We start from the raw sequence: 25,437 nt of genomic DNA on the forward strand, positions 1-25,437 counted from the left end.
ATCTTGCGCATACGTTCCGCCTGTTCAAGCGGACGCTCGGCTGGACCGTCCCGAAGATCCGCAACCCGCAGGCGGCCGATGTGCGGACCTGGCCCGTCATCGCCGCCTACACCCAGCTACGCCTGGCTCGCCACCTGGTGGAGGACCTGCGCCGCCCGTGGGAGAAACCCGTCCTGCCCGGGCGGCTGACCCCGGCCCGGGTACGGCGAGGGTTTCGCAACATCCGCCCGGCACTCCCATGTCCGGCCCGAGCACCCAAACCCAGCAAACCTGGCCCCGGACGGCCGCTCGGCTCACGCAACCAGCAGCGCGCTCCCCGCTATGACCTGGGGAAAGTCCACAAGCGACCGAAGTCCCCGACCGCCAAACGCGATCCTGAACCTTAAAGAACAAGCTGAGGTTCCGCTTCCGGGGTTAAGACGCAGGAACGGCGGTCAGTCCGCAGCCTGAACCGCATCAGCGTCGGCGAAAATCCGGTAGACGCTGGCGACGCGCATAGCCCACCCGCGTCGGCTTCGCGCCCGCCGCCTCGATCGCCGGGCCCATCTCCTACATCCGCCCCGGACCTTCATCGGCGGGCGTCTAACCTCAGATCGGCCCGCAGCTGGGGCGCCAGCATGAAGCGCGGGTATTTCGGGGCGACCTTGCCGCCCCGGGTACGGCAGGCGCTGCTGGCCGGTACCGCACAGGTGGGGACGGAAGCCGGTGCACCGGATGGCGGCGTCGGGGCCACGCTACCGGCGACCCGAACCGGTGAAGTAGTAGCCCTTCAGGCTGCTGACCAGCCCCCGTCCACAGGAACGATGGCGCCGTTGATGAACGAGGCGGCCTCGGATGCCAGGAAGACGGCGGCGTCGGCCATCTGCTCCGGCTGGGCGATGCTCTCGCCGAGGGCGAGCACCGGAGCCAACCGGGCCATGCCGGTCTGGTCGAAGGTCGCGTTCGTCGCCATGCCGGTCATGGTCGGCCCGGGCAAGATGGCGTTGCAGCGGATGCCCTCCTTGGCGTAGGCCCAGGCGACGTTGCGGGTCAGCCCGACAACGCCGTGCTTGGCCGCGGTGTACGCGGCGCCGGCCGCGCCGCCGCGGATTCCCGCCTCCGAGGCGGTGTTGACGATCGCGCCGCTGCCCTGCTTCAACATGTGTGGCAAGACGGCGTGGGTGACCAGGAACGTGCCGGTCAGGTTCACCGCGAGCACCCGCTGCCACAACTCGACGGAGATGTCAGCGGGCAGCGCCATAGTGTCCATGATCCCGGCGTTGTTGCACAGCACGTCGATCCGGCCGAACGCGTTGACCGCCGCATGGACCAGGGCCGTGACCGAGCTCTCGTCGGAGATGTCGGCGGGGACGGCGAAGGCCGTATCCCCGATGTCGGCGGCGGTCTGCTTGGCGCTGTTGGGATCGATGTCGCAGGCCACCACGTGAGCACCTGCTCGGGCGAAGGCGAGGGCCATCGCCCGACCGATCCCCGATCCCGCACCGGTGATGAGGGCGACGCGGCCGTCGAAGTTGTTCACAGAGTTCGTCCTTTCACGCTGACAATGGGGGGGAGGTTCGTGCATCAACCGGAGGAAGGTGTCCGGTTTGCCGGGCACACGGAGGCGCTACTCCTGTCCAGCCATTCGGCAAGCTACGGAACGCGCCCGGCCTGAGCCGTAGGAGGGATGTGGAGGCCCTACGAAAAGGCCTCGCGCGGAACTCCCGGGAGGACCGAGAGGAAGAACTGGCGGATCGCGGACTCGACTTTCACGGAGTCGCGGTCGAACAGCCACTGCGCCTGCAGGCCGTTGATGAGGGAGATGGTCATGGTGGCCAGGGTCTCGGGGTCGATCGATGGGCGGAGCCCGTTGCGTTCGGCGAGGGCGATGAACGTGTCGGCGTAGAAGCGGCGGAGGTTGCGGTAGCGGTCGGCGTAGTAGGCGTGCGCGGGGTGGTTCGGAGAGGTCGCCTCGCCTGACACGACGCAGTGCAGTTCCATGAGTCCTGGCCGAAGTTCGTTGTCGACGATGATGGCGATCATGCCGTTGAGGGTGTCGATGGGGTCGGCTGCGGGGTCCAGCACCTTGGCCGATTGCAGGAACTCGGTGCCGCGTTCGTCGCGCAGCTCCAGCACCCCGAGGAGCAGGTCTTCCTTGCGCGGGAAATGGTGCAGCAGCCCGGTGTGGCTGATGCCCGCGCGCTTGGCGATGTCCTTCATGGTGGCGCCGTAGAAGCCGGTCTCGCCGAACGCGTCCACGCAGGCCTCGAGGACGCGCCGCCGCACCGCCGCCGTCTTCGCGTACGGGCCGCGGTTGCCGGTTGCGGTCATGGACGCTCCTCCAAATTAGTATCGCGTTTCGGTTTTCATGCTAGCGTGTCGCCAGCGTCACAATCCATGGTCTCGAGCAAGGAACTCAACCATGCCCCAGCTCCCCTCCGGTTTCCTCTGGGGTGCGGCTACCGCGCCACACCAGGTGGAAGGCAACAACGTCAACAGCGACTGGTGGACTCTCGAGCAGCAGATGCCCGGCATGCAGCGCAGCGGCGACGCGGTCGACAGCTACCATCGCTACGCCGAGGACATGCGCCTGCTGGCCGCGGCCGGGCTCAACGCCTACCGCTTCGGCATCGAGTGGGCCCGCATCGAGCCGGTTCCCGGGGAATTCTCCCGGGCCGAGCTCGCCCACTACCGCAGGATGATCGACACGGCTCTGGATTTGGGCCTCACCCCGGTCGTCACCCTGCACCACTTCACGAACCCGCGATGGTTCGCCGAGACCGGCGGGTGGCTGGGCGACCAGGCCATCGAGCGCTTCCAGGCCTACGTCCGGGAGGCCGCGAGCATTCTCGACGGCGTCGAGTGGGTGTGCACGATCAACGAGCCGAACATGCTCGCCCTCATGGTGGGGATGGCCCGGGACGCGCAAACCGATCGGACGACCAAGGACTGGATGAGCCCCACCGTGGAAGGCGCCGCACGGCCAGTGCTGCCCGACCCCGACCCGAAGATCGGCGCGCGGCTGGCCGAGGCGCACCACGCGGCCCGCGCGGTGCTGAAGCAGCACACCGGGGCGGCCGTCGGCTGGACGGTGGCCTGCCAGGCGCTCACCGCGACGCCTGGCAACGAGGACAAGCTCCGCGAGGTGCGCTACGTCCGGGAGGACCTCTACCTGGAGGCGGCCCGCGGTGACGACTTCATCGGCGTGCAGTCGTACTCCAGCCAGGCCGTCGACGAGAACGGGGTCGTCCCGCACCCGCAGAGCCCGGACAACACGATGACCGGCAACGCCTACCGGCCCGACGCGCTCGGCATCGCCGTCCGGCACACCTGGGAGACCACCGGCGGCACGCCGATCCTCATCACCGAGAACGGCATCGCCACTCCCGACGACTCGCGGCGGATCGCCTACACCTCCGAGGCCCTCGCCCACCTGTTCGCCGCAATGGACGACGGCATCGACGTCCGGGGCTACCTCCATTGGACCGCGCTGGACAACTTCGAGTGGGGCCACTGGGAGCCGACCTTCGGGCTCATCGCCGTCGACCGCACGACGTTCGAGCGCCACCCGAAGCCGAGCCTGGCCTGGCTGGGCGAGGTGGCCCGCCGAGGAGAGCTCTGACATGACGGCCCACCTGACAGGAGCGCCTTGATGCTGAGACCCCGATGCACCCCCACCCGTGAGCTGGTGAATCTCGACGGGCTCTGGCTGTTCTCCGTCGCGGGGACGCAGCCGTGGACCGGGCCGCTGGACACCACGCTGGAGGCAGCGGTCCCGGCCAGCTACAACGACCTCTTCACCGACAGCGCGATCCGCGACCACGTGGGCTGGGTCTGGTACCAGCGACAGGTGCGGGTGCCGCGCGGCTGGGCCGGCGAGCGCGTCGTCCTGCGCGTCGACGCCGCCACCCACCAGGGCCAGGTTTACGTCGACGACGTCCTGGTGGCCGAGCACGTGGGCGGCTACACGCCCTTCGAAGCCGACATCACCGAGCACGTGCGCGCCGGGCAGGAGTTCCGCCTCACCATCGGCGTCAACAACGAACTGACCGACACGACGATCCCGCCGGGCACGATCACCGTCACCGCCGACGGACGGCGCCGGCAGACGTACCTGCACGACTTCTACAACTACGCCGGTCTGGCCCGCTCGGTGTGGCTCTGCAGCCGTCCCGCCGTCCACGTCGAGGACATCACGATCGTGACGGGCCTCGACGCGAGCACCGGGACGGTGGAGTACTCGGTCCAGACCAGCACGCCGGCGCCGGTCCGGGTGCGAGCGCTCGACGCCGCCGGCGCCGAGGTCGCGGCGGCGGAGGGGGCCAACGGCATCCTGCGGATCGACGAGGCGACCCTGTGGCGGCCGGGTGCCGCCTACCTCTACGACCTCCTTGTCGAAGTCCTCGATGGCGACCAGGTCATCGACAGCTACACCGAGCCGTTCGGCGTACGGACCGTGGAGGTGCGCGGCACGCAGTTCCTCATCAACGGCGAGCCGTTCTACTTCACCGGGTTCGGCAAGCACGAGGACACACCCGTACGCGGCAAGGGTCACGACAACGCCTACCTCGTCCACGACTTCCAGCTCATGGACTGGATCGGCGCCAACTCCTTCCGCACCTCGCACTACCCCTACGCCGAAGAGGTGATGGACTTCGCCGACCGGCACGGCATCGTCGTCATCGACGAGACCGCCGCCGTCGGCCTCAACCTCGCCGTCGCCGCCGGGCTCACCGGCGCTCCGCCCCGGCCCACATTCTCACCGGAGACCTTCGGCGAGGCCACCCGTGAGGCACACGCCCAGGCGATCCGCGAGCTGATCGCCCGCGACAAGAACCACCCCAGCGTCGTCATGTGGTGCATCGCCAACGAGCCGGCCTCCAACGAGGACGGCGCGCGCGAGTACTTCCAGCCGTTGGTGGAGCTCACCCGCAAGCTCGACCCCACCCGCCCGGTCAGCTACGCGGCCGTGATCTTCGCCACGCATGAGAACGACCGTCTCGCCGACCTCTTCGACGTCTTGTGCATCAACCGCTACTACGGTTGGTACATCGCCACCGGTGACCTCGCCACGGCTGAGACCTACCTGGAGCACGACCTGCGCGGCTGGGCCGAGAAGTTCGGCAAGCCGATCATGATGAGCGAGTACGGCGCCGACACCATGCCCGGCCTGCACTCGGTCTGGGACACGCCGTGGACCGAGGAGTACCAGCAGGCCTACCTCGAGATGCACCACCGCGTCTTCGACCGGATCGAGGCGTTCGTCGGCGAGCACGTGTGGAACTTCGCCGACTTCCAGACCTCCCACGGCATCCACCGGGTCGACGGCAACAAGAAGGGCGTCTTCACCCGCGATCGCAGGCCCAAGGCCGCCGCTCACGCGCTGCGGGCACGCTGGAGGCCGCTCGCCGGCCGCAAACCGTCCGGCACCCAGTAGGCAAGCGCCCCCGGAGCGGCACGTGGCGCCTGGTCGGCCTCGGCCACCCACCTGCGCTGGCACATCACAGAGATCGACACCACCGAGGCCGATCCCTTCGAACTGCTCGCCACCAACCGCCGAACCCTGCTGGACGCTGGCTTCACCGCACCCTGGACCACTCGCGTTCGGACGGCAGATCTCCGGCACCGGACGGTGAGCGGGAATCTCCGTGGTGCTCAGCGACGCAGACGCGGAAATCCCCGCCGAGTGTGATCTCGCACTCGGCGGGTTTCTTGACGAGTCGCCTCGGGGAGCCGGCCGCAGCTCTCGCGTGGACAGTCGATGTCTGCTCAGGCGGTGTCGCCGCCGTCGGCGAGCAAGGTGCTGCCCGTCATGAAGGCGGACAGGTCCGACGCGCAGAACAGGACGACGCGCGCGATGTCATCAGGAACACCGATCCGGCCGATCGGGCTGTTCAGCATGAGGTCGGTCGGCGGGGTGTCGCCGGTCATCACGGCCGCGGCCATCATCATGTTGCCTTCCGTGGGGACATAGCTCGGTGCCACTCCGAGCACGCGGATGCCCAGCGGAGCCAGTTCGAGGGCCAGCTCGCGCGTGAGACCGCGAGCGGCGTGCTTGGAGCCGACGTAGGCGGCCAGGCCCGGAGCGCTGCCGCGGAAACCGGCGGTCGAGACGATGTTCACGATGGCACCGCCCGTGCCCGCCGCCGACATCCGCCGTGCCGCCTCACGCGCACCGACGAAGACACCGCGTGCGTTCACGGCGAACACCGTGTCCCACGTCTCCTCGGTCATCTCCAGCAGCGGGACGCTTGGGAAGATGCCGGCGTTGTTCACCCAGATGTCCAGGCCACCGAGCTCGGCGACCGCCCGGTCGGCCGCCGCGGCCACGGCCGCCGCGTCCGTGACGTCCATGGCGGCGCCGATCGCGCGTACCCCATGGCGTTCGGCGAGCTGCTTGGCGGCGGTCACGGCGAGCTCTTCGTCAATGTCGCCGATCAGCAGGTCGGCTCCTGCCTCGGCCAAGCGGAGCGCGATCGCCTTGCCCAGTCCGCGACCGCCTCCGGTCACGACCGCACGTCGCCCTTCCAAGGAAACGAGCTCGGGCAGGGATTTGCTGGACACATCGGCAGTGGACACGAATGGTCTCCTTCGGTTCTTCAGGAAATGGGGTGGCGCCGGTCGAAGCGGCCGGGGCCGGTGTGGAACGTGCTGCCGTCCGGGAACCGGACCTGCGCCTTGGAGCCGCCGGGCACGTCGATGGAGATGGTCAGGTGATCGTCCTCGACGCGCCAGCCGACGGTGATCTGCCCCTGGGGGCTGTCGAAGGTGCCCGTGGCCCAGGTGATCGCTTCGTTGAGCACCGGTGCGACGACGAAGGACTCCCAGCCGGCGGAGCCCGGAGCCTGCCGCAGGCCGAGGGTGTGGGTGTGCAGGAAGCGGATGACCGCGCCCTTGCTGTAGTGGTTGAGAGACGCCGTGGCGGTGCCGTCCTCGGATACGCCGTCCCAGTCCTCCCAGATGGTCGTCGCACCCCGATCGAGCATGCCCAGCCACGATGGGGACGAGCGCTGGAACAGCACCGAGTAGGCGACATCGGGATGGCCGGAGTCGGCGAGGACGAGCAGCAGGTCCGCCGTCGAGAGGAAGCCCGTGCGGAGGTGGCCGTCGGCCGCGTCGATCAGGTCCACGAGATGCCGGGCCGCCTTCTCGCGCAGTTCCTCGGGCACGAGTTCGAACGCCAGGGCACGCACATAGCTCGCCTGCGTGCCGGCCTTCGTCCGGCCCTCCGCGTCCAGGAACTCCGTCTGCCACGCCCGGCGCACCTTCTCCGCCGTCTCGCGGTAGCGGGCCGCGTCGCCGGCGCGGCCCAGCACCTCCGCCACGTCGGCGAGGGTGCGTACGGAGCGGAACAGGTACGCGGTGCCCACCTCTCCCTTGTCGGCCATGTACCACGCCATGGGATCGCTCATCACGGGGTCGATGAGGGAGCCGTCCGCGGCGCGCTGCCTCGGCTCCAGCCATTCCCCCCAGTGGAAGGAGCCGTCCCAGACGAACTCCTCGTGCGTGAGCGGCGCGGCCGAACGCTCGACGCGGGAGGGGTGCCGGGCGTTGCGTGCGGTGGAGAGCGCCCATTCGACCCAGCGCCGCATCGCCGGCCAGTTCTCGGCGAGAGCAGCCGTATCCCCGTACGTCTCATACAGCACCCACGGAACGAGGACGATGGCATCGCCCCACCCCGCCGAGCCGGTGATCCCGTTCACCATCGGGTCGTCGTGGACCTTCAGCCGGTTGGCGTCCGGGGAGGAGTTCACGACGCGGCCGTCGTCCAGCTGGTCGTCGCGGACCGATCGCAGCCATTTACGGCTGAAGCCGTCGACGTCGTACAGGCGCGACGCGGTCGGCGCGAAGATCTGGTAATCGCCCGTCCAGCCGAGGCGCTCGCGCGTGGGGCAGTCCGTCGGGATGTCGACGGCGTTGCCGCGGAAGCTCCAGCGTGCCACCTCGTGCAGGCGGTTGAGGCCGTCGTCGCTGCAGGCGAATGTCGCCGTCGGGCGCAGGTCGGTGTGCACGACCTGCATGACGATGCTCGCCGGGTCCAGGTCCGCGCCAGTGCGGCGGACGCGCGCGTAGCGGAAGCCGTGCACGGTGTGCCGGGGCTCGAACACCTGGCCCGGGCTGCCCGAGGAGACGACTTCGTCGCGCTGGACGAACGGGATCGCGGCTTCGCCCGGCTTCTGGCTGTCCAGGTGGGTCGTGGTCAGGTCGCCGGTCGGGTCGAGATGCTCGCCGTAGTCGATCACGGTGCGGGCGCCGGCCGGACCCAGGTCGGTGAGGGTGATCCAGCCGGACGCGTTCTGTCCGAAGTCCACGATCCACGCGCCGTCGGCGTGCCGGGTCACCGAACGCGGGGCAAGCTGCTCGACCCGTCGCACCGGCGGGGCCGGTGACCAGCTGATCGGCGGCGCGCTGACCGCGTCCACGAGGACGGGCCGCGCGTCGCCGGACGGGGCCGTGAAGTCGGTCGTCTGGCCGTTCATGAGGTCGGCCGCGACGATGGTGCCGCGGCGCGAGGTCCAGTCCGCGTCCGTGACGGCGACCGCCTCGGTGCCGTCGGCGTAGCGGACGTGAAGCTGAAGCCGCGCCGCAGTGGTCGTGCCCCATGCATCGCGCTTGCGCCAGGTCCCGACGCTGCCCCGGTACCAGCCGTCCGAGAGCAGGATCTCCAGGTCGTTGGCGCCGCCGCGCAGCAGCGCGGTGACGTCGGCGGCCTGGGCGTAGAGCGTGTCGCCGTAGGAGGTGGATCCAGGCGTCAGCTCGGCTGTCCCCACTCGCGCGCCGTTGACGAACGCCTCGTAGACGCCGAGGGCGGTGGAGTAGAGCCGGGCGGCGGCGATGTCGTCACGCAGCTCCACGGTGCCACCCAGAACGTAGGCGGGACGAGGCTCCGTGCCGTCTTCTTGCGGGGAGATCCATCGCGCCGCCCAGTCCCCGTCCAGCAGGCCGGCCTCGAACTCGTGCCACGACGACCACGGCGAGGACTGCCCGCCACGATGCGTGCGGACGCGCCACCTGACGGACTGCCGGCTGCGCAGCGGCGGCAGCGGCCACTCGACGAACAGGTGCCGGGCGGAGGCGACGTTCTTCACCGTCTGCTCGGCGCCGTCGATACGGAACTGAAGGTCGTAGCCATCCTGTTCGCTCCACGTCCGCGGCAGCTTCCAGGACAGCGGCGGCCGCTCCTCGGTGACCGGGAACCGGTCGCCGCCACTGGCGATCCGCAGGTCGTAGGGTGTGTGCTCGCTCATCCTCATCGCACCGACTTCACCCGCGTGAACACCAGCAACCCACCGATGAGCGCCAGCACCGCGCCGGTGAGGTAGAGCAGCGTGTAGTTCTTGTCGCCGCCGCTCACGCCGATGCCGATGACGAACGGAGCGATGAGCGGCGCCATCGCACTCGGGAGCTTGTGCGCGAACGACACCACGGCCATGTACCGCCCCGCCTCCTCCCTGCTGGGCAGCACGGCGAGCACGATCGCCTGATCGACAGCGCTGAAGAACGCGATCGCGAGCTGCATCAGGATGGACCCGATCATCAGCACGGGGAAGGACTGCGCGAAGGCTTCGACGATTCCGCCCGCGACGAAGAACAGCGCACCGATGAGGGCGAACAGTCTCCGCCGGCGCAGCTTGTCCGACAGGAAACCGCCACCGATCGCGCCGAGGGCCGCCGCGGCGACACCGAGGACGCCGATGACGGCCACCGTGCCCGCGACCTCCCGCACCGGCAGGTCCAGGCGCTGGGCATAGAAGAAGGTGGTGAACGTCGTGTTGAAGTACAGCCCCATGAAGAACATCAGGCGCCCCAGCCAGTTCCAGCCGAAGTCCGGATATTTGCGGGGATTGAACACATAGCTGGAGGCCAGCGTCCGCACCGACACGGGCGTCGTGTGGACGGCGCCGCGCGTGTCGTCCTCCTTGCCCACGAAGAGGAAGACCGCCAGCAGCGCCGCACCGATGAGGCCGGGCAGGACGAAGACGAGGAACGTGTTGCCCGTCACGGCGGTCGTGATGCCGATCCCGATGATGGGGGCTATTTGACCGGTCAGTCCGGTGAAGCCGCCGATCTTGCCGCGCTGCTCCTCCGGGATGCGGTCGGCCTGCACGTTGAGGATCGCCTGTGAGGCGGTCGCCCAGCCCAGCATCGCGAGGATCCAGCCGGCTCCCACGAGCAGCAGGTTCGGCGCGATCGCGATGCCGACCAGCGCGACCAGGCCCAGGATCAGGCCGGCGAACATGAAGGGGCGGCGACGGCCGAGGCGGGTGCGGGTGCGATCGCTCCACACGCCGAGCAGGGGGCTGAGCACGAGGTAGATCGTCTGGGCCGTTCCCGTGACGTATCCGAGGACCTCCTCGTGTCCGGGGGCGAGTTCGTCGATCCGCACCGCCAGCGAGAACGAGAGCGGGACCACGAACGCCATGGAGATGCCGAAGTTGGCGGCCATCATCCAGAAGATGTAGCTCGCACTCGCATTCGGCAGGTCGTCGGGGGTTTCGGTGTCGAGCGGTCCGAGAGAGGGGGGAGTGGCCATGAACACCCTTCCTTAAAGAAGTCAGGGCCGGAGAAACTGCAGCTCACTACTTAAGCGCATTAGTAACCTACCGTTGGCTGCCGTCCGGGTTGCAAGACATCTCCCCGTAACAACTACGCAACGAGACACCGTTCACATATGTGGCCGACAATCTTCTACGATGAGCCGACATGACACGCCCTGCGAAGCGGACCACCATCGCCGACGTCGCCCGCGCGGCCGGCGTCTCCGGAGCGACCGTGAGCTTCGTGCTCAACGACACGCCAGGGCAGTCGATCCCTGAAGAGACCAGGCACCGTGTCCTGGAGGCGGTCAGGCAGCTCGGCTACCGCCCCCGCGGCTCGGCCCGCGCGCTGGCCGCCGGGCGCAGCAACGTCGTACTGCTGTCCATCCCGCATCTGTCGATCGGCCCCGGGATCACCCGCTTCGTCGAGCAGTTCGCCACCTCACTGGCCCACGCCGGTCTGACCTTGGTCACGCACCTGGCCGGAGCGCCCGGGCGGTCGCTTCCCGACGTCTGCGCCGCCATCGACGCCTCGGTGGTGGCCAGCCTCGATCCGTTGGACGACGACACCGCCCAGGCCCTCCAAGGCGCGGGCGCGGACATCGTGTTCACCACCGAGGTGGAGGCCCACGCCACCATGCAGCGCATGGGCCGCCTCCAGGCCGAGCACCTCATCGCCCTGGGGCATCGGCGCCTCGGCTACGCCATGCCCGAACACCCGCTGCTGCGCAAGATCGCCGACGGCCGGCTGCTCGGGGTCTCCGACGCCTGCGCGCAAGCCGGCATCGACTCCCCGCTGACGCTCGACACCAAACTCGACACCGCCGCGATGGCACGCGCGGCGCGGCGGTGGCGCCGGGAGTCGGTGACGGCCGTGTGCGCCTATAACGACGAGGTCGCCATCGCTCTGCTGGCGGGCATGCGCCGCGCCAAGCTCGCCGCCCCAGGCGATCTGGCGGTCATCGGCGCCGACGACATCCCCCTCGCCCAGGTGGCCGATCCGCCGCTCAGCACGATCGCCTTCGACCTGGAGAAGGTGGGCCGTTCCCTGGCCGAGGCAGTCGTGGCGAGCCTGTCAGGCCACAAGCCGCGCCTGTCCCCCACCTCGTTGTCTCCGCACATCATCCACCGCGCTTCGACCTGAGCGGAGGCTGACGCCGGCTTCCCCCGCACGGAGCTGTCCGGGGTTCGCGCGCGTACCCGGATCTGCTCGCCCTCGTCCGTCACCTCTTCCACGACCAATCCTGGACCGCGATCGTTAGATTGCGCGCCGACCATGTAGTCCAGCACAACGGGCAGGTGGTGCACACCGCCCAGATGCGGGCGCGATGACCTGGCCGCGATGATGTGCAAGCGGATGGCGGCCACCGCCAAGAAGGCCAAGCTGGAGGAAATCCATCAGCGGCAGCGGCAGGTGGTAGAGAACCTGATCGGAACCTACCGGGGCGTGCTGCAGGGATTGGTGCCGGGCGGGCCGGTCGAGGTGGCCGAGGTCGCGGCCGCCGACGTCAGCCGACGCCGCGCTGAGCGCCATGGCCAAGATCGTCCAGGTGCTTCCCGTGCGGATCCGACGCCGCATCGACAGCCTCCGCGCCGTCGCCGTCCCGGCGCGGAACCCCGAGGCACGCGTGGGCATCACCGATGTCGCCTCGTTGACGACACCTCGTGCCGGGTGGAGATCGCCACCGACTCCCTGGACTGGGCCACCTTCTGCATCGGAGCGCTCGACGCCCCCGTTGTGGTCCACGGCCCACCGGAAGCCATCGCCTACATGCGCGCCTGGGGACGACGCCTCACCGCCGGCACCCAAGAGCCCCCGTGATCCGCGCAACGGTCTTCAGGGGCAGAACCGGGCGGTGCCGACCCGGAGCAGCGGACACGGAGCAGCGGACACGGAGGAAACACGCACCGCCCCAGGCCCCCGGCCCACCCGCGACCCCTTTTGCGTCAACGCCCGGCGCCGGGCTGCATGGCCGGTGAGGGATAGACGGTGAACACCCGCTGGCCGTCGAGCCACGCGCTGAGCCGCCGCGCTTCGGCCGCCAACGCCTCGCGGGCCTGCGGGGGGACATCGTCATCAAGCAGGCGCAGCTCAACCACACCGCCGGGATCCTGCACCCATGCACCGACGACGCGTCCGTCGACCCAGGCGGTGGTCCCGGCGTTGCCCGCACTGTCGAATAACTGGGGTGCGTGCGCACCGAGGTAGAAGGCGCGTGCCTTCCAGCCCATCACGGTCGGATCGAGCAACGGCAGGAGCGCGACCCACGGCTCGGCGGCGACGACCGGGGCGAGATCGTCCTCGCGCAGCCACCCGACCGAGCCGTCCTCCAGCAATACCCGCTGCGCGCCGATGTCGTCCAGCGCGGTGCGGACCGCGGACTTGGTGGCACCGAGCCACCAAGCGAGGTCATCGACGGTGCCGGGGCCGTAGGACCACAGCCACCGGGACACCAACTCGGCATAGCCTTGCCGCGCCGCAAGCGCCTCGGGCACCTCGTCCCCCCACCACGCCTGTGTCGTCGTCCATGTCGGGCGACTCGTGTACCAGGCTCCAGCGTTGGCCGCGCGCGCCACCGCGCCGTCCAGGCTCAGCTGGGTGAGCACTCGCGGAGCGATCGCGATCCGTCCTCCCCAGGACTTGTCCGGAGCCTGCTCGATGAAACCGGCGGCCTCGGGCACTTCCTCGCGTACCCGCTTCGACGTCCGCGGCACGCCGTCGGCCAGGCGTGCCAGCACCGCCTCCTTCGCAGTCGCGAGCCATGCGGCTCCCTGCCCCTCAGCGGCCGGCCCCCAGCGTTGGAGGTCCCTGACCAGTCGTTTGCGATGGGCCGCGGCCACCCGGGCCGAGGCACTTCCCCACACCGACGGCACAAGATCGCGGGGGAACACGAACAGGGTCTCGCGCATCGACTGCTGTCGAATGAGGGAGCGTGTGTCGTAGAGCGCCCGTTCGACGTCGTCGATGTCGAGCGCGTCGACCCGTGCCCAGCAGGACAGGTGCACGCTCGGCGGGTCGGTGGCGTGTAGACACACCACCGCACGGGCGGCCTCCTCGGGAGAGGCCGCTTTGGCCGTGGGGGCGAGAGCGTGCCGCACGCCCAACCGGGCGCGGCGCTCCTCATCGGTTACCAAGCGCACGGGGCCATCCTGGCGCAGAGGCCGACAGAGCGAGGCGCACGCGGCAACTCATCGACGATTGGGCCTCATGTCATGGTGCCGCCGCCGAACGCGGTGCTGGCCCGCTTCCCTGGGATAGCACACCCATTCGGCCTCCACGGGCTGGCCCAGGTTGGTGCGAGTGACGCCCCTGGCGATGAGCGCGTCCGTGGGAGCTGTACCTAGGTATCGAATGCAAGCCCCCTTCGGCGTAGCGCCAAAATCCGATCCTCCCCGAGGGCCTACCTGACCCAGCAGGGCCTGATCAGGCGCGAACGTGATCCGCAGCGGCGGCACGACATCTACGTGGTCCACGACGACGCCTGGTACCACTCGACGATGATCAGCTCGCGGCAGACGCTCGCGGCGGCGGAGATCGCGAAGGCGGCGGGGCAGACGCTCGGGCTCGACACGCCCGTGGGACACCGCCTGGCCTGGGGCGGTGCGTTTCTGGAGCGGATCAGCCTGGACGCTCTGGCGTCGGCCGAACTCTGGCGCGACCTCCCGCCGTGATCAGACCGCAGTATTTCTGCTAGCCACGCAGCGTCACGACAGTCGCACATAGTTACTTTGCCTCTGATGGCGCCGACCCGAGTGGGGGGCCTTGAAAGCCCAGAGTTCACGCGAACTGAAGGTTCTTCAGCGGGAACTCACGTGGGTTCGGCATCTCAAGGCCTGTTCGCCTCGTGGGTTCAGCGCACTGAATGTCGCGAAGAGTGTCAGCGGAGAGCGGCTTCGAGCGCGTCCGGCAGAGCAGTGTCGGTGATGACCAGTTCGTCGCCCAGGTTGAGGATGCGCACCTCGCCGTGATCGAGTTCGAGCCGGAGGCCGATCTCCGTCTCGATCCGGTGGTCGATGATGCGGTGAACGGCTCGGATCGACCGGCCGATGAATCGGCTCATCAGGAAATCGTCTGGGGCGGGACCGACGGTGACCTGGCCGTACTCGTCCATGTCATATGAGTCGTGTGGTTGATCGAGCGTCAGCTCGAGCGAGGCGTCGGGGGCGGTGTGGAAGCGGACAGGGCCTAGATCACTCATGTGCAACCACATGTGCACCAGTGAAAGGTGGTCGTCGCTGGGGTGGGTGTGCCACGACACCGTCACCTGGAGCAGCCTTCGGCTGACAAGCTCATCAGCGGAGATCACGACGCCTATGGTGTCACGGTGGTTCGGGCGTTTCCGCAGCGGTCTGCAGGAGGTGGCGGGCGGCGTCGGCGTAGCGGATGGCGGTCTTGTCGTCGATGCCGAACACGGCAGCCAGATGCAGTGGGTCGGGGCCGCGGGTCAGAGCCTCTTCGAGTTGGCGGTCGATGCGAAGGCGCTCCAGGGTGGCGGTCAGGCCCCGGACGGCGTTGGTGACCCAGAGCTTGCCGACCGGGGAGTTCTCCATCGCGGTGTGCTGAGTGAGCAGCAGGTGGGGGTTGGCGGTCCTCGGCCAGCGGCTGCGCCGGTAGTCCAGCCAGGCCAGGAGCGCTTGACGGGTGAGCTCGTCAAGGGGGCGAAGGTGGCCGCCGATGGTGATGCGATGGTTGCCCAGGTCGATGTCGTCGAGCTGGAGGTCGCGGATCATCTTGGGCCGGGCCGCGTGGACGGCGGCCAGGGCGAGGATGAGGCGGATCGCCGGGGTCGTCGCGGTGGCGACGGCGTGGTCGATGTCGCCGGAGGCGAGGGGGAGGATCACCTTTTCCGGCCGGCGAGCGATGCGGATGCGGATGGTGGGGTCGCGAAAGATTCGCCCGCTCTTCCTGCAAAAGCGCATGAGCGAGCGCAGTGCCACGATGGTGTTCTCCCGTTTGGCGCCCTGCAGGGTGTCCTTGATGGTCACGATGTCGTCGCGGGTGACCTCGCGAAGGTGATCGTAGGTGCGTGACCAGTCGAGCAGGACGGGCCGGATCTCGGTGACGTAGCTCCAGACGGTCTGGATGCTGCGCGCTCGCTGGCGAGGCCCGCCCTCGTGTAGTAGGCGGGCCCATGCCTCGACGTCGGCGGCGATGCCGGGAGCGATGCCGCTCAGCTTGCCGGCCAGCCAGCTGTCGAAGGCGGGGACGCGGTCATCATCGAGCAGACCGATGCGGGCGAGGACTTCGACGGTGCGTCCGACGCTGAGGCCGTGGTGACGCAGCTTGGGAAACAGTTCCGAGAAGCGGATCATGTCGCCGGGAGTGTGGGTGGACAGCAGCATGACCAGGGCCCGGTCGACGTCGCTGATGATCCACCGGGTCCAACCCCGAGCCTCGGCGAGGGCAGCGGCCGCCGCGCGGGCCGTGCGTAAGGCCGGGTTGGCCGGGTCGGCGTGCCGGCGCCGGTCGAACCTGGCGTAGTCGCGACGCACTGTGATGGGCAGCCGCAGCTGAGCCCAGCGATGGGGGAAGATCTCTGGCTGAGCGGGCGGCGGCTGGGGACGGGAGCGTCGGCGTCCCTGCCGTCCAATGCGCGGCCCAGGGTCTTGGGATCGCTGCCGGTGCATGTTGCTGAGGAACAGCTGCTGGCAGGTGAGCCTGCGCAGGAACGGTTCCAGCACGGTGACCTGGTCTTTGGCCTCCAGGCTGGCCTGCAGCCAGCACAGCCGGCAATACCCCTTCTTGATCGGGACATCGCGGTGGCAGCTTGCGCACTGGCCGACTTGGTGGAGCTGGCCGAAGGTGTAGCAGGCGCGGCAGTATCGGCCCGGGAGCACGCCCCAGGCATAGCAGCCCACGCAGGTCGCCGCTGGCTTGGTCGGGGAGATGAGGCCCATCAGGCAGGTGGTAGCGACCGTCCGTCTCGCCGCTTGGGCGTCACCACGGGTGTCTCGCCCACGGCTGTGATGCGGGTCTGCCCGCTCTCGGCCGGAGCGGGCACGAGCTCCGGTTCGGGGATCAGCAGCTCTGCGATGCCGCAACCGAGCACGGCGCAGATGACGTCCAGGTCCTCCAGCTTGACGCTGGCCGGATGGCCCGACCACAGGCCGGACATCTTCCCGGCGCTGATCACCATGCCGCGTTCGGCAAGCAGACGCTGCAGCTCGCTGGCCTTCCAGATGCCGCGGTTGGCGGCGGCCAGGCGCAGGTTCCACTTCATGGGATCAACCCCTTCAGCCGGTCGGCGGCTCGTTGCTGTCCGGCGAGCCAGGCCTCTTCGACGTGCGTGCGATGGACGTGGATGTATTTCATCGTGGTGGCCACCCAGGCGTGGCCGAGGGTCTCCTGGATGGCGATCAAGTCCATGCCGGCGAAGTAGAGCTGGCTGGCGCAAAAGTGCCGCAGGACGTGCGGTGTCAGCTTCTCTTTCCAGTCCGGCAGGTGCCGGGCGGCGGCTTCGGCCAGCGCGGTGCGCAATGCTTCGGTGCCGACCCGGGCGGCGCTGCCGTCGGTGTTCTTGCGCTCCGACGGCAGGAGCGGGACGCCGTGCCGGGTGTGATCGTCGCCGAAGTGGCTCCAGACGTCCTCGACGAACCAGCGCAGTGTCCGGCCGGCGTCGTTGATCAGCGGAACCATCCGCTCACGCGGGCCGGAGCCGCGGGCGCCCTTGCCGAGGCGGACGTGGAGTTTGCCGAACCTGCCCAGTTCCCATTTGACGTCGGCCAGGTCCAGGCTGCGAGCCTCGTTCACCCGCAGGCCGACCTCGGCCATCAGCCGGGCCGCGGTGTAGTTGCGGGCGGTGGGGGCGAACTTGCGACAGGTGGCCAGCTCTGCGCGCCAGCCGGCGAACAGGCGGGTGATCTGCTCGGCGGTGGGCGGGATCCGCAGCGCCGCGTCCTTCTGCCCGCGCGGCCGGTTCATCTCATCGATCGGACACTCCACCACGTGCCCGGTCAACTGGTGGATCTCGATCTTGTGTCGTAGCTCCAGGAACAAGAAGTAGGTCTTGATCGCCTGGGCCCGCGACAACCGGGTGCCCTTGGCCGCACCGCGTAACACCTGGCCGAAGTAGGCGTCGGCGTCGGACGGCTCCATCGACCACAACGGTCGGCCGAGCCAGGCCCGGACCTGCTCGATATGGAGGACCTCGGAGCTGATCGTGGCGTCCGACAGGCCGGCAGCGGCGCGGGCGAGCACGAACCCGGCCAGCACGTCGGTCTCGAACTCGGCCAGCTCTTCCGGGCCGACCGGGGCACGCGCTTCACGAAGATCGCGTACGACGGACAGGCTCAACCCACGCCTCCTCGTCTTCATCGGCGATGTCAGACGATCGAGGAGGACGATAGACCTTCAGAATCTCTGAAGTCTCATCAATCTCGAAAACTCCCGGAGTCCCAAGCAGAAGGTGCAGGTCCAGGAGCTAATGAGGCCAGACAGACCTCAGGGAACCCACGGCTTATCTCTTAGTGGGCCTGCGACGTCCAGTCCGAACTGCAGGTCTGGACCGGCAGCTTCCACATGTTCGACGGCGCCGCCCCTACGGCGGCCCTGTCCACCGCCGCCCTTACGGCCCGCACCGCCTGGGTGCGTCGCGCTCTCGGCGCCTGAGTGCAAGGCTCGCTCTGGCAGGCACCCCCGCATCGACCACCATCTCGAGGAGACCGACGCGACCGCGGCCGATCTTGCGCAACGCCGAGCAGCAGCAATACTTGGCTGGCCACATAATCTGCTATGTTTATGTGGCCAGCCACCTGATGGGTGGTGACACGTGAGGAGTCGTCATGAAAGCCATCCTGTTCGACCGTTTCGGCGGCACGGAAGTGCTGCACGAGGCGGACATCGAGGTCCCGCAGCCCGGCCCCGGGCAGGTCCGTGTCCGCGTGAAGGCTGCCGGGCTGAACGCGCTGGACGGCAAGATCCGCTCCGGGATGCTGGAGGCCGTATACCCGACGCAATTCCCCTCCGTCCCCGGTCGCGAGCTCGCCGGCGTGGTGGACGCCCTGGGTGAGGGCGTGCAGGACGTGCAGGTTGGCGACGAGGTGCTGGGCTGGTCGGACACCGGCTCGTACGCCGAGTACGCGCTGGCCACCATCGTGGCCCCCAAGCCCGCGGGCCTCGACTGGCAGCACGCGGCCGCGCTGCCGGTGGCGGGTGAGACCGCCGAGCGGGTTCTGAAGCTGCTCGGCGTCGCCGCCGGGGAGACCGTGCTGATGCACGGCGCGGCGGGAGCGGTCGGAACCCTGGCGGTTCAGCTCGCCACGGCCCGCGGAGCACGTGTCATCGGCACCGCCGGCCCCGGCAACCAGGAATACCTCGCCTCGCTCGGCGCCACCGCGACCGTGTACGGCGAGGGCCTGGTCGAGCGAGTCCGGGCGCTCGCCCCTGACGGCGTGGACGCGGTGTTCGACCTGGCCGGGAAGGGCGCCCTCGAGGACTCCATCACCCTGCGGGGCGGCACCGATCGCATCGTCACCATCGCCGACTTCCGCGCGCAGCAGCTCGGCATCACCTTCGCCAGCGGTCCTCAGGAGGTCTCGTCCGACCGCCTGGCCGCCCTGGCCCAGGACGCCGCGACCGGCAAGGTCGTCACCACCGTCACCGCCTACCCGCTCGACCAGGCCGCCGCGGCCCAGCAGGTCAGCGACGCCGGGCATGTCCGGGGCAAGCTCGTCCTCACCGTCGGCTGAACACTCTCGCCTCTTCATCCACCCCGCCCGCGGTTTCCCGATGACCACCCGGTCATCGCCGCACCGAAGGACCACGCATGCTGAGCTCTCTGTGGACGCCGACCACCGTCGGCGACATATCCCTGCCGCTCCGCCTGGTCATCACCCCCATGACCCGTGGCCGCTCCACGCCGGAAGGTCCCGACCGAGCTGAACGCCGGGTACTACGCCCAGCGAGCCTGGCACGCACTGATCATCACCGAGGGAACCCAGCCTTCCGCCGACGGCCAGGGCTACCTCCTCACTCCTGGCATCCGCAATGACGAACAGTTCGCCGGGTGGCGCAAGGTCATTGACGCCGTGCACGCGGCCGGCGGCCGGATCGTCATCCAGTTGATGCACGTCGGACGCATCTCCCGCCCCGACAACCGCGGGCGCCAGCCGGTCGCCCCGTCGGCGATCCGCCCCGAGGGCGTGATGTTCACCGCGTCCGGGCCCCAGGAGATGCCCACGCCCCGTGCGCTGTCGACGCAGGAGGTCGCGGCGACTGTCGACGACTTCCGTCGCGCCGCGGCGGCCGCCGTCGCGGCAGGCGCCGACGGCGTGGAGATCCACGCCGCCAACGGCTACCTGGTGCACCAGTTCCTGTCCGACAAGACCAACCAGCGCACCGACCGCTACGGCGGCACCATCGACAACCGCATCCACTTCGCCGTCGAGGTCGCCGCCGGCGCCCTCGCGCTCGCCAACCCGGACCTGGTCGAGCGGCTCCGCGCCGACGCGGAGCTGAACGCCCCCTACCCGGCGAACTTCTACGGCGGCGGAGCGGCCGGCTACACCGACTACCCCACTTACATCGGCTGAGGAACGCAACCATGCCCCACATCCCCACGACGGCCAGCGGAGGGCCGATAAGCTACGCGATCTTCCAGCTCGCCCGCGCCCACCGCGCCTACGCCGCCGCCCTGCTTCGCGCGCTGGACCTGCATCCCGGACAGGAACTGCTGCTGATGCAGCTCTTGGATCGGGACGGCCAGACCCAGTCCGAGCTGCTCGAAAGCGTCGGCCTGGACCACTCCACCGTCTCCAAGTCCCTGCGCCGCATGCAGGACGCCGGCCTGCTCGTCCGCGAGCCGGCCGCACATGACCGGCGCGTCATGGTGGTCCACCTCACCGACAAGGGCCGTGCCATGCGCGAACCCATCGCAGTCCTGTGGCAGGCCCTGGAGGAGACCTCCGCGCGGAACCTGTCGGAGCAGCAGGCGGAGTCCTTCGTCGACACCGCCTACGCCATCGCCGACGCGATCAAAAGCCGTGCTCTTCCGCAAGAAGAGTCCACGTAACTGCTTCTGCTTGCACCCCATGTCCGCGTGCCCCACCGCGGACGTGGGCTGCAAATCGTTTGGATGTGGCGGGCACCGCGCACCTCCGTACGTCCGGGAGAACGGGCGGTCGCGGGACCTCAGCGTCATGGGCGAGCCCGAGCTGTCCCAGTGCAGGCAGGCGGAACTCATCCGGAGGAAAGGGCAACACCCCGCGGGGACGGCGAGCCCTTCCCCGTCGCCAGCTGGCTGTACATCGAGGACGGCCGCATCACCCGCGTCCGGGTCACCTTAGACCTCGGCAAGCTCCTGCAGGCCTGCGGTGACCCGCGCCGCGGATCCTCCGCCCACCACAGGTCCGCTCCCTGAGCGACCCGGGCCGATGGCGCCCACGTCCGCGGCCACCACTGCCCCGCCCACCTAATCCCCCACTACTGACCTGATGGAAAGTGAGACCCCCATGACCACCACCCTCCCCGTCCTCGTCGTCGGCGCGACCGGCTCCCTCGGGGGCAGGGTCGTCGACGAACTGCTCAAGCGCGGTAAGAACGTCCGCGCCCTGGTCCGGCCGACCACCGACGCGAGCAGGCTCGAAAGCAGAGGTGTCGAGATCGCCCGTGGCGACATGCTCGACCTCGACTCGCTCGTCGCCGCCATGAACGGCACCGATGCCGTCATCACCACCGCTGCCGGCTACACCCGTGGCGGCAAGAACGCGCACGACATCGACACCGTCGGCAACGCCAACCTCGCCGAGGCCGCCCACCGCGCCGGCATCCGGCGGTTCGTCCTGACCAGCATCCTCACCAGCGACCAAACGCCCCATGTCCCGCACTTCTGGCACAAGAAGGTCGCCGAGGACAAGCTCGAACAGCTCGGCGTCCCGTTCGTCGCACTGCGCCCGGGGGCGTTCCTCGATCAGATCGCGAGCATGGCGGGCGACCCGATCGACAAGGGCCGCCTGATCTGGGTGGGCAAGCCCACCGTCCCGCTGACCTGGGTCCGCACCTCCGATCTCGCGGCGTACCTGGCGGCCGCGGTCGACGTCGAGGCCGACGACGGTGAGCGCATCGACATCGGCTGGGACCGTCCGGTCAGCGTGCGCGAGGTGGCCGACCTGATGGGCAGCCGGGCCGGAAAGAAGATCAAGGTGTGGGCCGTCCCTTCCGCCGTCGCCCGCGCCGCAGGAGCCGTCGCCGGCCGCTTCATGCCCCTGGTCAAGGACATGGCCGCGATGTTCGGCTGGATCGACAGCGGCCGCTACGTCGCCGACCCCCGTCGGCAGGAGCAGCTGTTCGGCCCCGTCCCCACGGCCGAGGACGCCCTTGTCCGGTTCACCGACGAGTTGGGCACGGCGCAGCACCGGTGACGGGCCCGCATCCCAGTCCCGCTGCCCGGGCGGGGGTCCCATCGATGAGTGGAGGAACCGCCATGACAGATTCATCAGCTCCGGAGTGTCCATGACGATGCGCGCCATCGTGCTGTCCGAACCGGGCGGCGTGGACGAGCTCGTCGTCGAGGACGTCCCCCTGCCCGCGGTGCAGTCGGGGTGGGCGCGGATCCGGGTGAAGGCGTTCGGGGCGAACGAGTCGGAGGTGACAACCCGCAAGGGGCTCGCCGACTCGGACGTGACCTTGCCGCGCATCCCGGGCATCGAGGGTGTCGGCGTGGTGGACGAGGCCCCGGAGGGCAGCGGTCTGACGCCGGGCGGCCAGGTGGCGAGGATGATCGGGGGCATGGGCCGCTCCTTCGACGGTTCCAATGCCCAGGACGCCCTGGTACCGGCGGCCAGGTGATCCCCTGCAGTTCGGACCTGCCGTGGTCGACGCTGGGCGCGCTGCCGGAGAGGTTCCGGACGGCCTACGGCTCCCTCACCACCGGCCTGGACCTCAAGTCCTCATCCACTCGCTCCAGCGCGTCGGGGGCCGCCGCAGCTCTTCCAGATGAGACAGCCCCTGACCTCGGCATCTCCAGCAGCGCCGCGAGCTCGGCGGGCAGCGCCGGATCGGCCCGCCGCGCGGCCAGAGTGACCGCCGTGTGCAGGCGCTTCTCCGCTACCGCGCGGCCCTCGGACACCTGCCGGGCCAGCACCGAGACGCCCGGCAGCAGCACCCAATTCTCGCGCAGCCACGCCACCGCGTGGCTGAACAGCGCCACCGGGTCCTCGGCGTGCGTCCAGGCCCGCCCGTGCAGGAACGCACGGAACTTCCGGCCCCACTCCGGGTCGTCGAACTCCCGCTAGCCGTACCGCCGGCGGATCTCCCCCGAGTGCTCGTACGCCGTCGGCTTGCGCTCGGGGTACCTCTTGACGACCGAGGCGTCCTCGATGTCCAGCTGCTCGGCTAAGTAGCCGATCACTTCCCAGGGGACGTCGAGGGGATCGTCCGGCAGGAACAGCCCGACGTAGCGCACCGTGCACAGTTGAAGGGCGATCCCGAGTCGGTGGCTGTCCTGGCGCCGCAGCGCGATCAAATCCCGTCAATGGCAGGCACCGCATCCTCAGATCCCGCGAAAACCACGACGAGCTCCAACCCACCCCCCGGGTTGGGGCTCGCTCGCACGTTGGCCCCGTGAGCCTTCGCGATCGAGGCGACGATCGACAATCCGAGCCCGGCGCCCTGTCCACGGGTCGTGTGCAGCCGCCGGAAGGGCTCGAAGAGATCGCCGAAACGTTCCTGGGGCACGTGCGGGCCGGTGTTACGGACCGTCAGAACTCCGCGGGAGAGCGTTACCTCAACCGTCCCGCCGGGATGGTTGTAGCGGACCGCGTTGTCGAGGAGGTTGGTGACGAGCCGGTTCAGCAGAACAGGGTCTCCATCGACGACGAACGGCTCTGCCCGCTCCGTCACGGTGACGCCGTCCGAACCCCTTTCCGCCAGGACGAGCCGTACCACCTCATCCAGGGCCACCGGACTCCTGTTGTCCAGGCCGTGTTCCGCCTGTGCCAGGACCAGCAAGGCGTCGATGAGGTTCTCCGCGCGGTGGTTGTGGAGCAGGAGCGTGCCGCGGATCTCGCCGACGTCCTCGGGGAGCCCGATCTCGATCGCCGCCCGCTGGACGGCCAGTGGGGTCCGCAACTCGTGGGACGCGTTCGCGATGAACCGCCGCTGCCCCTCGACGGAGCGTTCGAGCCGGTCGAGCATCGCGTCGAAGGTGTCGGCCAGTTCCTTCAGCTCGTCCTTCGGCCCGGCCAGCGCGATCCGTTCGTGCAGGGTCGACAGGGACAGCCGCTGCGCGGTGGCGGTGATCCGGTGGATGGGCCGCAGGAGCCGCCCGGCGATCGCCGCCGGGCTCGACCGTCTCGAGAAACTGGTGAGCACGGCCGACGTCATCGACCACAGTGGGCCGTATCCGGTCACCGCGGCGAAATTGCAGACCTCCGGCCACACGTCAGACGTGCAGGCCGTGGGGCGCGACGCCGCGTCCGTGTCAGTCGATCAGCCCAAGGTGATCCAGGGAAGCTGGGTCAGCGACGGCGGGATGGTGGTCGAAGCCGCCTTCGCTGACGCGGTCGACGTGCACGTCGGTGACACGGTCACCCTGGAGGGCCGGTCGTTCAAGGTCGTCGGTGAGGCGGTCACCGCCGCCATGCCGCCCCATCCGGGGTCGTCCTGCCTCGTCGCCCCCGGTTGCCTGAACGGCGCGGTCACCGACGACGGCAAAACGCCGACGGGGCTGCTGCACAACCCCGGGCTGGTCTGGCTCACCCAGGCCGACGTCCGGAGCCTCACATCGGATCCGGCTTCCCTGTCTTACGCGCTGAACCTGAAGCTCGCCGATCCGGCCCAGGCCCAGGCGTTCGTCGACACCAACCAGGGCGGCCCCCTGTTCATGCACAGCTGGCAGGACATCCTCAATGACGCCACCGAGTTGGCCCGAGACTCGCAGATCCTGTTGCTGCTCGGCGCCTGGCTGCTCGGCCTGCTCGCCGTGGCCAGTCTTTCGGTGCTGGTCGGCGGTCGGATGGCCGATCAGAGCAGGCGTGTCGGGTTGCTGAAAGCAGTCGGCGGCACACCGGGCCTGGTCGTTGCCATGCTGCTCGCGGAGTATCTCCTGATGGCTGTCGTCGCGGCGACGGGCGGGCTGGTGATCGGGGCGCTTACCGCTCCGTTGCTCACCAAGTCGAGCGCGGGCCTCGTCGGCGGTGCGGGGACGGCATCGTTGACGTGGTCCACGGTCGGTCTGGTGACCACCGTGGCCCTCGGGGTCGCAGTTGTGGCGACCGCTGTTCCGGCCGTGCGCGGCGCCCGCTCCAGCACCGTCAGCGCGCTGGTCGACGCGGCACGCCCACCCCGCCGCACCGGTTGGCTGATCGCTCTCTCGGCGCGACTGCCGGTCCCGCTGCTGCTCGCCTTGCGGGTCGCCGCCCGTCGGCCGCGACGGGTCGTGCTGGGTGTGGTCAGCATCGCGATCACGGTCAGTGGGATCTACGTCCTCCTGGTGCTCAACGCCTTCCTCGGCGACCAGCCAGGCACCGGCGCATACACCGAAGCTCAGGTAGCGGTGCTGCGGCACGTGCTCCTCGTCTGGACGGTCATCCTGCTCCTTCTGGCGGCGGTCAACGCCATCGTCCTAACCTGGGCGACGGTGCTCGACACCGGCATGCGTCGGCGCTGGCGCGCGCCCTCGGCGCAACTCCGCGGGAAGTGACCGTTGCCCTGGCGACCGCGCAGGTGCTGCCCGCGCTCCTCGGCGCCGTCCTGGGTGTCTTCCCGGGAGGGTCCCTGCTGTTCGCCGCCATCAACACGATCACCGGCGGCGACAGCGAGAAGGCCACGCTTCCCCTGCCCTGGCAGCTGATCGCCATGGTGCTGGCAACCGTGCTCGTGGTGGCGGTGCTCACCTCTGTTCCCGCCCACCTTGGCGGCCGCCGTCCCGTGACCGAGACTCTCTGAGCCGAGCACCACGGCGAGCATTGTGATCGCCGCACA

The 25,437-nt window shown here is 69.3% G+C and carries 23 protein-coding genes and 1 pseudogene; 12 read left to right on the top strand and 12 right to left on the bottom strand.

The window, feature by feature from the left end:
* Window positions 1-769: 769 nt before the first annotated feature.
* Window positions 770-1,519, bottom strand: coding sequence for an SDR family NAD(P)-dependent oxidoreductase (locus tag ACTMTI_RS48870; protein ID WP_441127728.1), 750 nt, complete (start codon window positions 1,517-1,519; stop codon window positions 770-772).
* Window positions 1,520-1,677: 158 nt separating this feature from the next.
* Complete coding sequence (locus ACTMTI_RS48875) at window positions 1,678-2,310, bottom strand: TetR/AcrR family transcriptional regulator (RefSeq protein ID WP_441127729.1); 633 nt, start codon at window positions 2,308-2,310, stop codon at window positions 1,678-1,680.
* A gap of 91 nt (window positions 2,311-2,401) precedes the next feature.
* Here ACTMTI_RS48875 and ACTMTI_RS48880 point away from each other — a divergent pair, with 91 nt between their 5' ends.
* Both ACTMTI_RS48880 and uidA read left to right on the top strand, forming a co-directional pair.
* Window positions 2,402-3,601: a glycoside hydrolase family 1 protein gene (locus ACTMTI_RS48880; protein WP_441127730.1), complete on the top strand. Its 1,200-nt coding sequence runs from the start codon at window positions 2,402-2,404 to the stop codon at window positions 3,599-3,601.
* A gap of 30 nt (window positions 3,602-3,631) precedes the next feature.
* Window positions 3,632-5,416, top strand: coding sequence for a beta-glucuronidase (uidA, locus tag ACTMTI_RS48885; protein WP_441127731.1), 1,785 nt, complete (start codon window positions 3,632-3,634; stop codon window positions 5,414-5,416).
* A 332-nt stretch (window positions 5,417-5,748) separates the two neighbouring features.
* On the opposite strand, the gene ACTMTI_RS48890 is transcribed toward uidA, so the two are convergent.
* Genes ACTMTI_RS48890 through ACTMTI_RS48900 form a run of 3 tightly spaced genes read right to left on the bottom strand, consistent with a single transcriptional unit; the run spans window position 5,749 to window position 10,513 of the window.
* Window positions 5,749-6,558, bottom strand: coding sequence for an SDR family NAD(P)-dependent oxidoreductase (locus ACTMTI_RS48890; RefSeq protein ID WP_441127732.1), 810 nt, complete (start codon window positions 6,556-6,558; stop codon window positions 5,749-5,751).
* A gap of 20 nt (window positions 6,559-6,578) precedes the next feature.
* Entirely contained in the window at window positions 6,579-9,227 is a 2,649-nt protein-coding gene (locus tag ACTMTI_RS48895; protein ID WP_441127733.1) for a family 78 glycoside hydrolase catalytic domain, read from the bottom strand.
* 2 nt (window positions 9,228-9,229) lie between these two features.
* Complete coding sequence (locus tag ACTMTI_RS48900) at window positions 9,230-10,513, bottom strand: MFS transporter (protein ID WP_441127734.1); 1,284 nt, start codon at window positions 10,511-10,513, stop codon at window positions 9,230-9,232.
* Between the two features lie 170 nt (window positions 10,514-10,683).
* On the opposite strand from ACTMTI_RS48900, the gene ACTMTI_RS48905 reads away from it, so the two are divergent.
* Both ACTMTI_RS48905 and ACTMTI_RS48910 read left to right on the top strand, forming a co-directional pair.
* The gene (locus ACTMTI_RS48905; protein ID WP_441127735.1) at window positions 10,684-11,661 is read left to right on the top strand and encodes a LacI family DNA-binding transcriptional regulator; all 978 of its coding nucleotides are present in this window, start codon (window positions 10,684-10,686) and stop codon (window positions 11,659-11,661) included.
* Window positions 11,662-11,874: 213 nt separating this feature from the next.
* Window positions 11,875-12,339: a hypothetical protein gene (locus ACTMTI_RS48910; RefSeq protein ID WP_441127737.1), complete on the top strand. Its 465-nt coding sequence runs from the start codon at window positions 11,875-11,877 to the stop codon at window positions 12,337-12,339.
* A gap of 125 nt (window positions 12,340-12,464) precedes the next feature.
* Here the strand turns inward: ACTMTI_RS48910 and ACTMTI_RS48915 are convergent, their stop codons facing one another.
* Window positions 12,465-13,658 carry a winged helix DNA-binding domain-containing protein gene (locus tag ACTMTI_RS48915; RefSeq protein ID WP_441127738.1) on the bottom strand — a complete coding sequence of 398 codons (1,194 nt, stop codon included), beginning with the start codon at window positions 13,656-13,658 and terminating at the stop codon, window positions 12,465-12,467.
* Window positions 13,659-13,982: 324 nt separating this feature from the next.
* On the opposite strand from ACTMTI_RS48915, the gene ACTMTI_RS48920 reads away from it, so the two are divergent.
* Window positions 13,983-14,189 (top strand): hypothetical protein, encoded by a 207-nt coding sequence (locus tag ACTMTI_RS48920; protein ID WP_441127740.1) that lies wholly within the window; start codon window positions 13,983-13,985, stop codon window positions 14,187-14,189.
* 206 nt (window positions 14,190-14,395) lie between these two features.
* On the opposite strand, the gene ACTMTI_RS48925 is transcribed toward ACTMTI_RS48920, so the two are convergent.
* Genes ACTMTI_RS48925 through ACTMTI_RS48940 form a run of 4 tightly spaced genes read right to left on the bottom strand, consistent with a single transcriptional unit; the run spans window position 14,396 to window position 17,811 of the window.
* The gene (locus tag ACTMTI_RS48925) at window positions 14,396-14,824 is read right to left on the bottom strand and encodes a hypothetical protein (protein ID WP_441127741.1); all 429 of its coding nucleotides are present in this window, start codon (window positions 14,822-14,824) and stop codon (window positions 14,396-14,398) included.
* A gap of 13 nt (window positions 14,825-14,837) precedes the next feature.
* Complete coding sequence (locus ACTMTI_RS48930) at window positions 14,838-16,415, bottom strand: tyrosine-type recombinase/integrase (protein WP_441127742.1); 1,578 nt, start codon at window positions 16,413-16,415, stop codon at window positions 14,838-14,840.
* Window positions 16,415-16,738 (bottom strand): helix-turn-helix domain-containing protein, encoded by a 324-nt coding sequence (locus ACTMTI_RS48935; RefSeq protein ID WP_441127743.1) that lies wholly within the window; start codon window positions 16,736-16,738, stop codon window positions 16,415-16,417. The genes ACTMTI_RS48930 and ACTMTI_RS48935 overlap by 1 nt, the downstream gene beginning before the upstream one ends.
* On the bottom strand, window positions 16,735-17,811 hold the full coding sequence (locus tag ACTMTI_RS48940; RefSeq protein ID WP_441127745.1) for a tyrosine-type recombinase/integrase: 1,077 nt from the start codon (window positions 17,809-17,811) through the stop codon (window positions 16,735-16,737). Before ACTMTI_RS48940 ends, ACTMTI_RS48935 begins: the two co-directional genes overlap by 4 nt.
* Window positions 17,812-18,299: 488 nt before the next feature.
* On the opposite strand from ACTMTI_RS48940, the gene ACTMTI_RS48945 reads away from it, so the two are divergent.
* From ACTMTI_RS48945 to ACTMTI_RS48965, 5 genes are all read left to right on the top strand, one after another.
* Complete coding sequence (locus tag ACTMTI_RS48945; protein ID WP_441127747.1) at window positions 18,300-19,205, top strand: NADP-dependent oxidoreductase; 906 nt, start codon at window positions 18,300-18,302, stop codon at window positions 19,203-19,205.
* A 156-nt stretch (window positions 19,206-19,361) separates the two neighbouring features.
* A complete protein-coding gene (locus ACTMTI_RS48950) occupies window positions 19,362-20,048 on the top strand; it encodes an oxidoreductase (RefSeq protein ID WP_441127748.1) in 687 nt (228 codons plus the stop codon).
* A gap of 11 nt (window positions 20,049-20,059) precedes the next feature.
* Window positions 20,060-20,527 (top strand): MarR family winged helix-turn-helix transcriptional regulator, encoded by a 468-nt coding sequence (locus ACTMTI_RS48955; RefSeq protein WP_441127749.1) that lies wholly within the window; start codon window positions 20,060-20,062, stop codon window positions 20,525-20,527.
* Window positions 20,528-20,966: 439 nt separating this feature from the next.
* Entirely contained in the window at window positions 20,967-21,875 is a 909-nt protein-coding gene (locus tag ACTMTI_RS48960; protein ID WP_441127750.1) for an SDR family oxidoreductase, read from the top strand.
* Window positions 21,876-21,966: 91 nt separating this feature from the next.
* Window positions 21,967-22,302: an alcohol dehydrogenase catalytic domain-containing protein gene (locus ACTMTI_RS48965; protein WP_441127751.1), complete on the top strand. Its 336-nt coding sequence runs from the start codon at window positions 21,967-21,969 to the stop codon at window positions 22,300-22,302.
* Between the two features lie 64 nt (window positions 22,303-22,366).
* Here the strand turns inward: ACTMTI_RS48965 and ACTMTI_RS48970 are convergent.
* Window positions 22,367-22,978 (bottom strand): annotated as a pseudogene (locus tag ACTMTI_RS48970) (DUF4158 domain-containing protein).
* The gene (locus ACTMTI_RS48975) at window positions 22,975-23,826 is read right to left on the bottom strand and encodes a HAMP domain-containing sensor histidine kinase (protein ID WP_441127752.1); all 852 of its coding nucleotides are present in this window, start codon (window positions 23,824-23,826) and stop codon (window positions 22,975-22,977) included. The pseudogene ACTMTI_RS48970 and the gene ACTMTI_RS48975 overlap by 4 nt, the downstream one beginning before the upstream one ends.
* Between ACTMTI_RS48975 and ACTMTI_RS48980 the strand changes: the two genes are divergently transcribed.
* The gene (locus tag ACTMTI_RS48980; protein WP_441127754.1) at window positions 23,819-25,156 is read left to right on the top strand and encodes an FtsX-like permease family protein; all 1,338 of its coding nucleotides are present in this window, start codon (window positions 23,819-23,821) and stop codon (window positions 25,154-25,156) included. The genes ACTMTI_RS48975 and ACTMTI_RS48980 overlap by 8 nt on opposite strands.
* Window positions 25,153-25,401, top strand: coding sequence for a hypothetical protein (locus ACTMTI_RS48985; RefSeq protein ID WP_441127755.1), 249 nt, complete (start codon window positions 25,153-25,155; stop codon window positions 25,399-25,401). Before ACTMTI_RS48980 ends, ACTMTI_RS48985 begins: the two co-directional genes overlap by 4 nt.
* Window positions 25,402-25,437 lie beyond the last annotated feature (36 nt).

This window comes from Nonomuraea sp. H19 (genome assembly GCF_052068215.1).
GTDB lineage: Bacteria > Actinomycetota > Actinomycetes > Streptosporangiales > Streptosporangiaceae > Nonomuraea.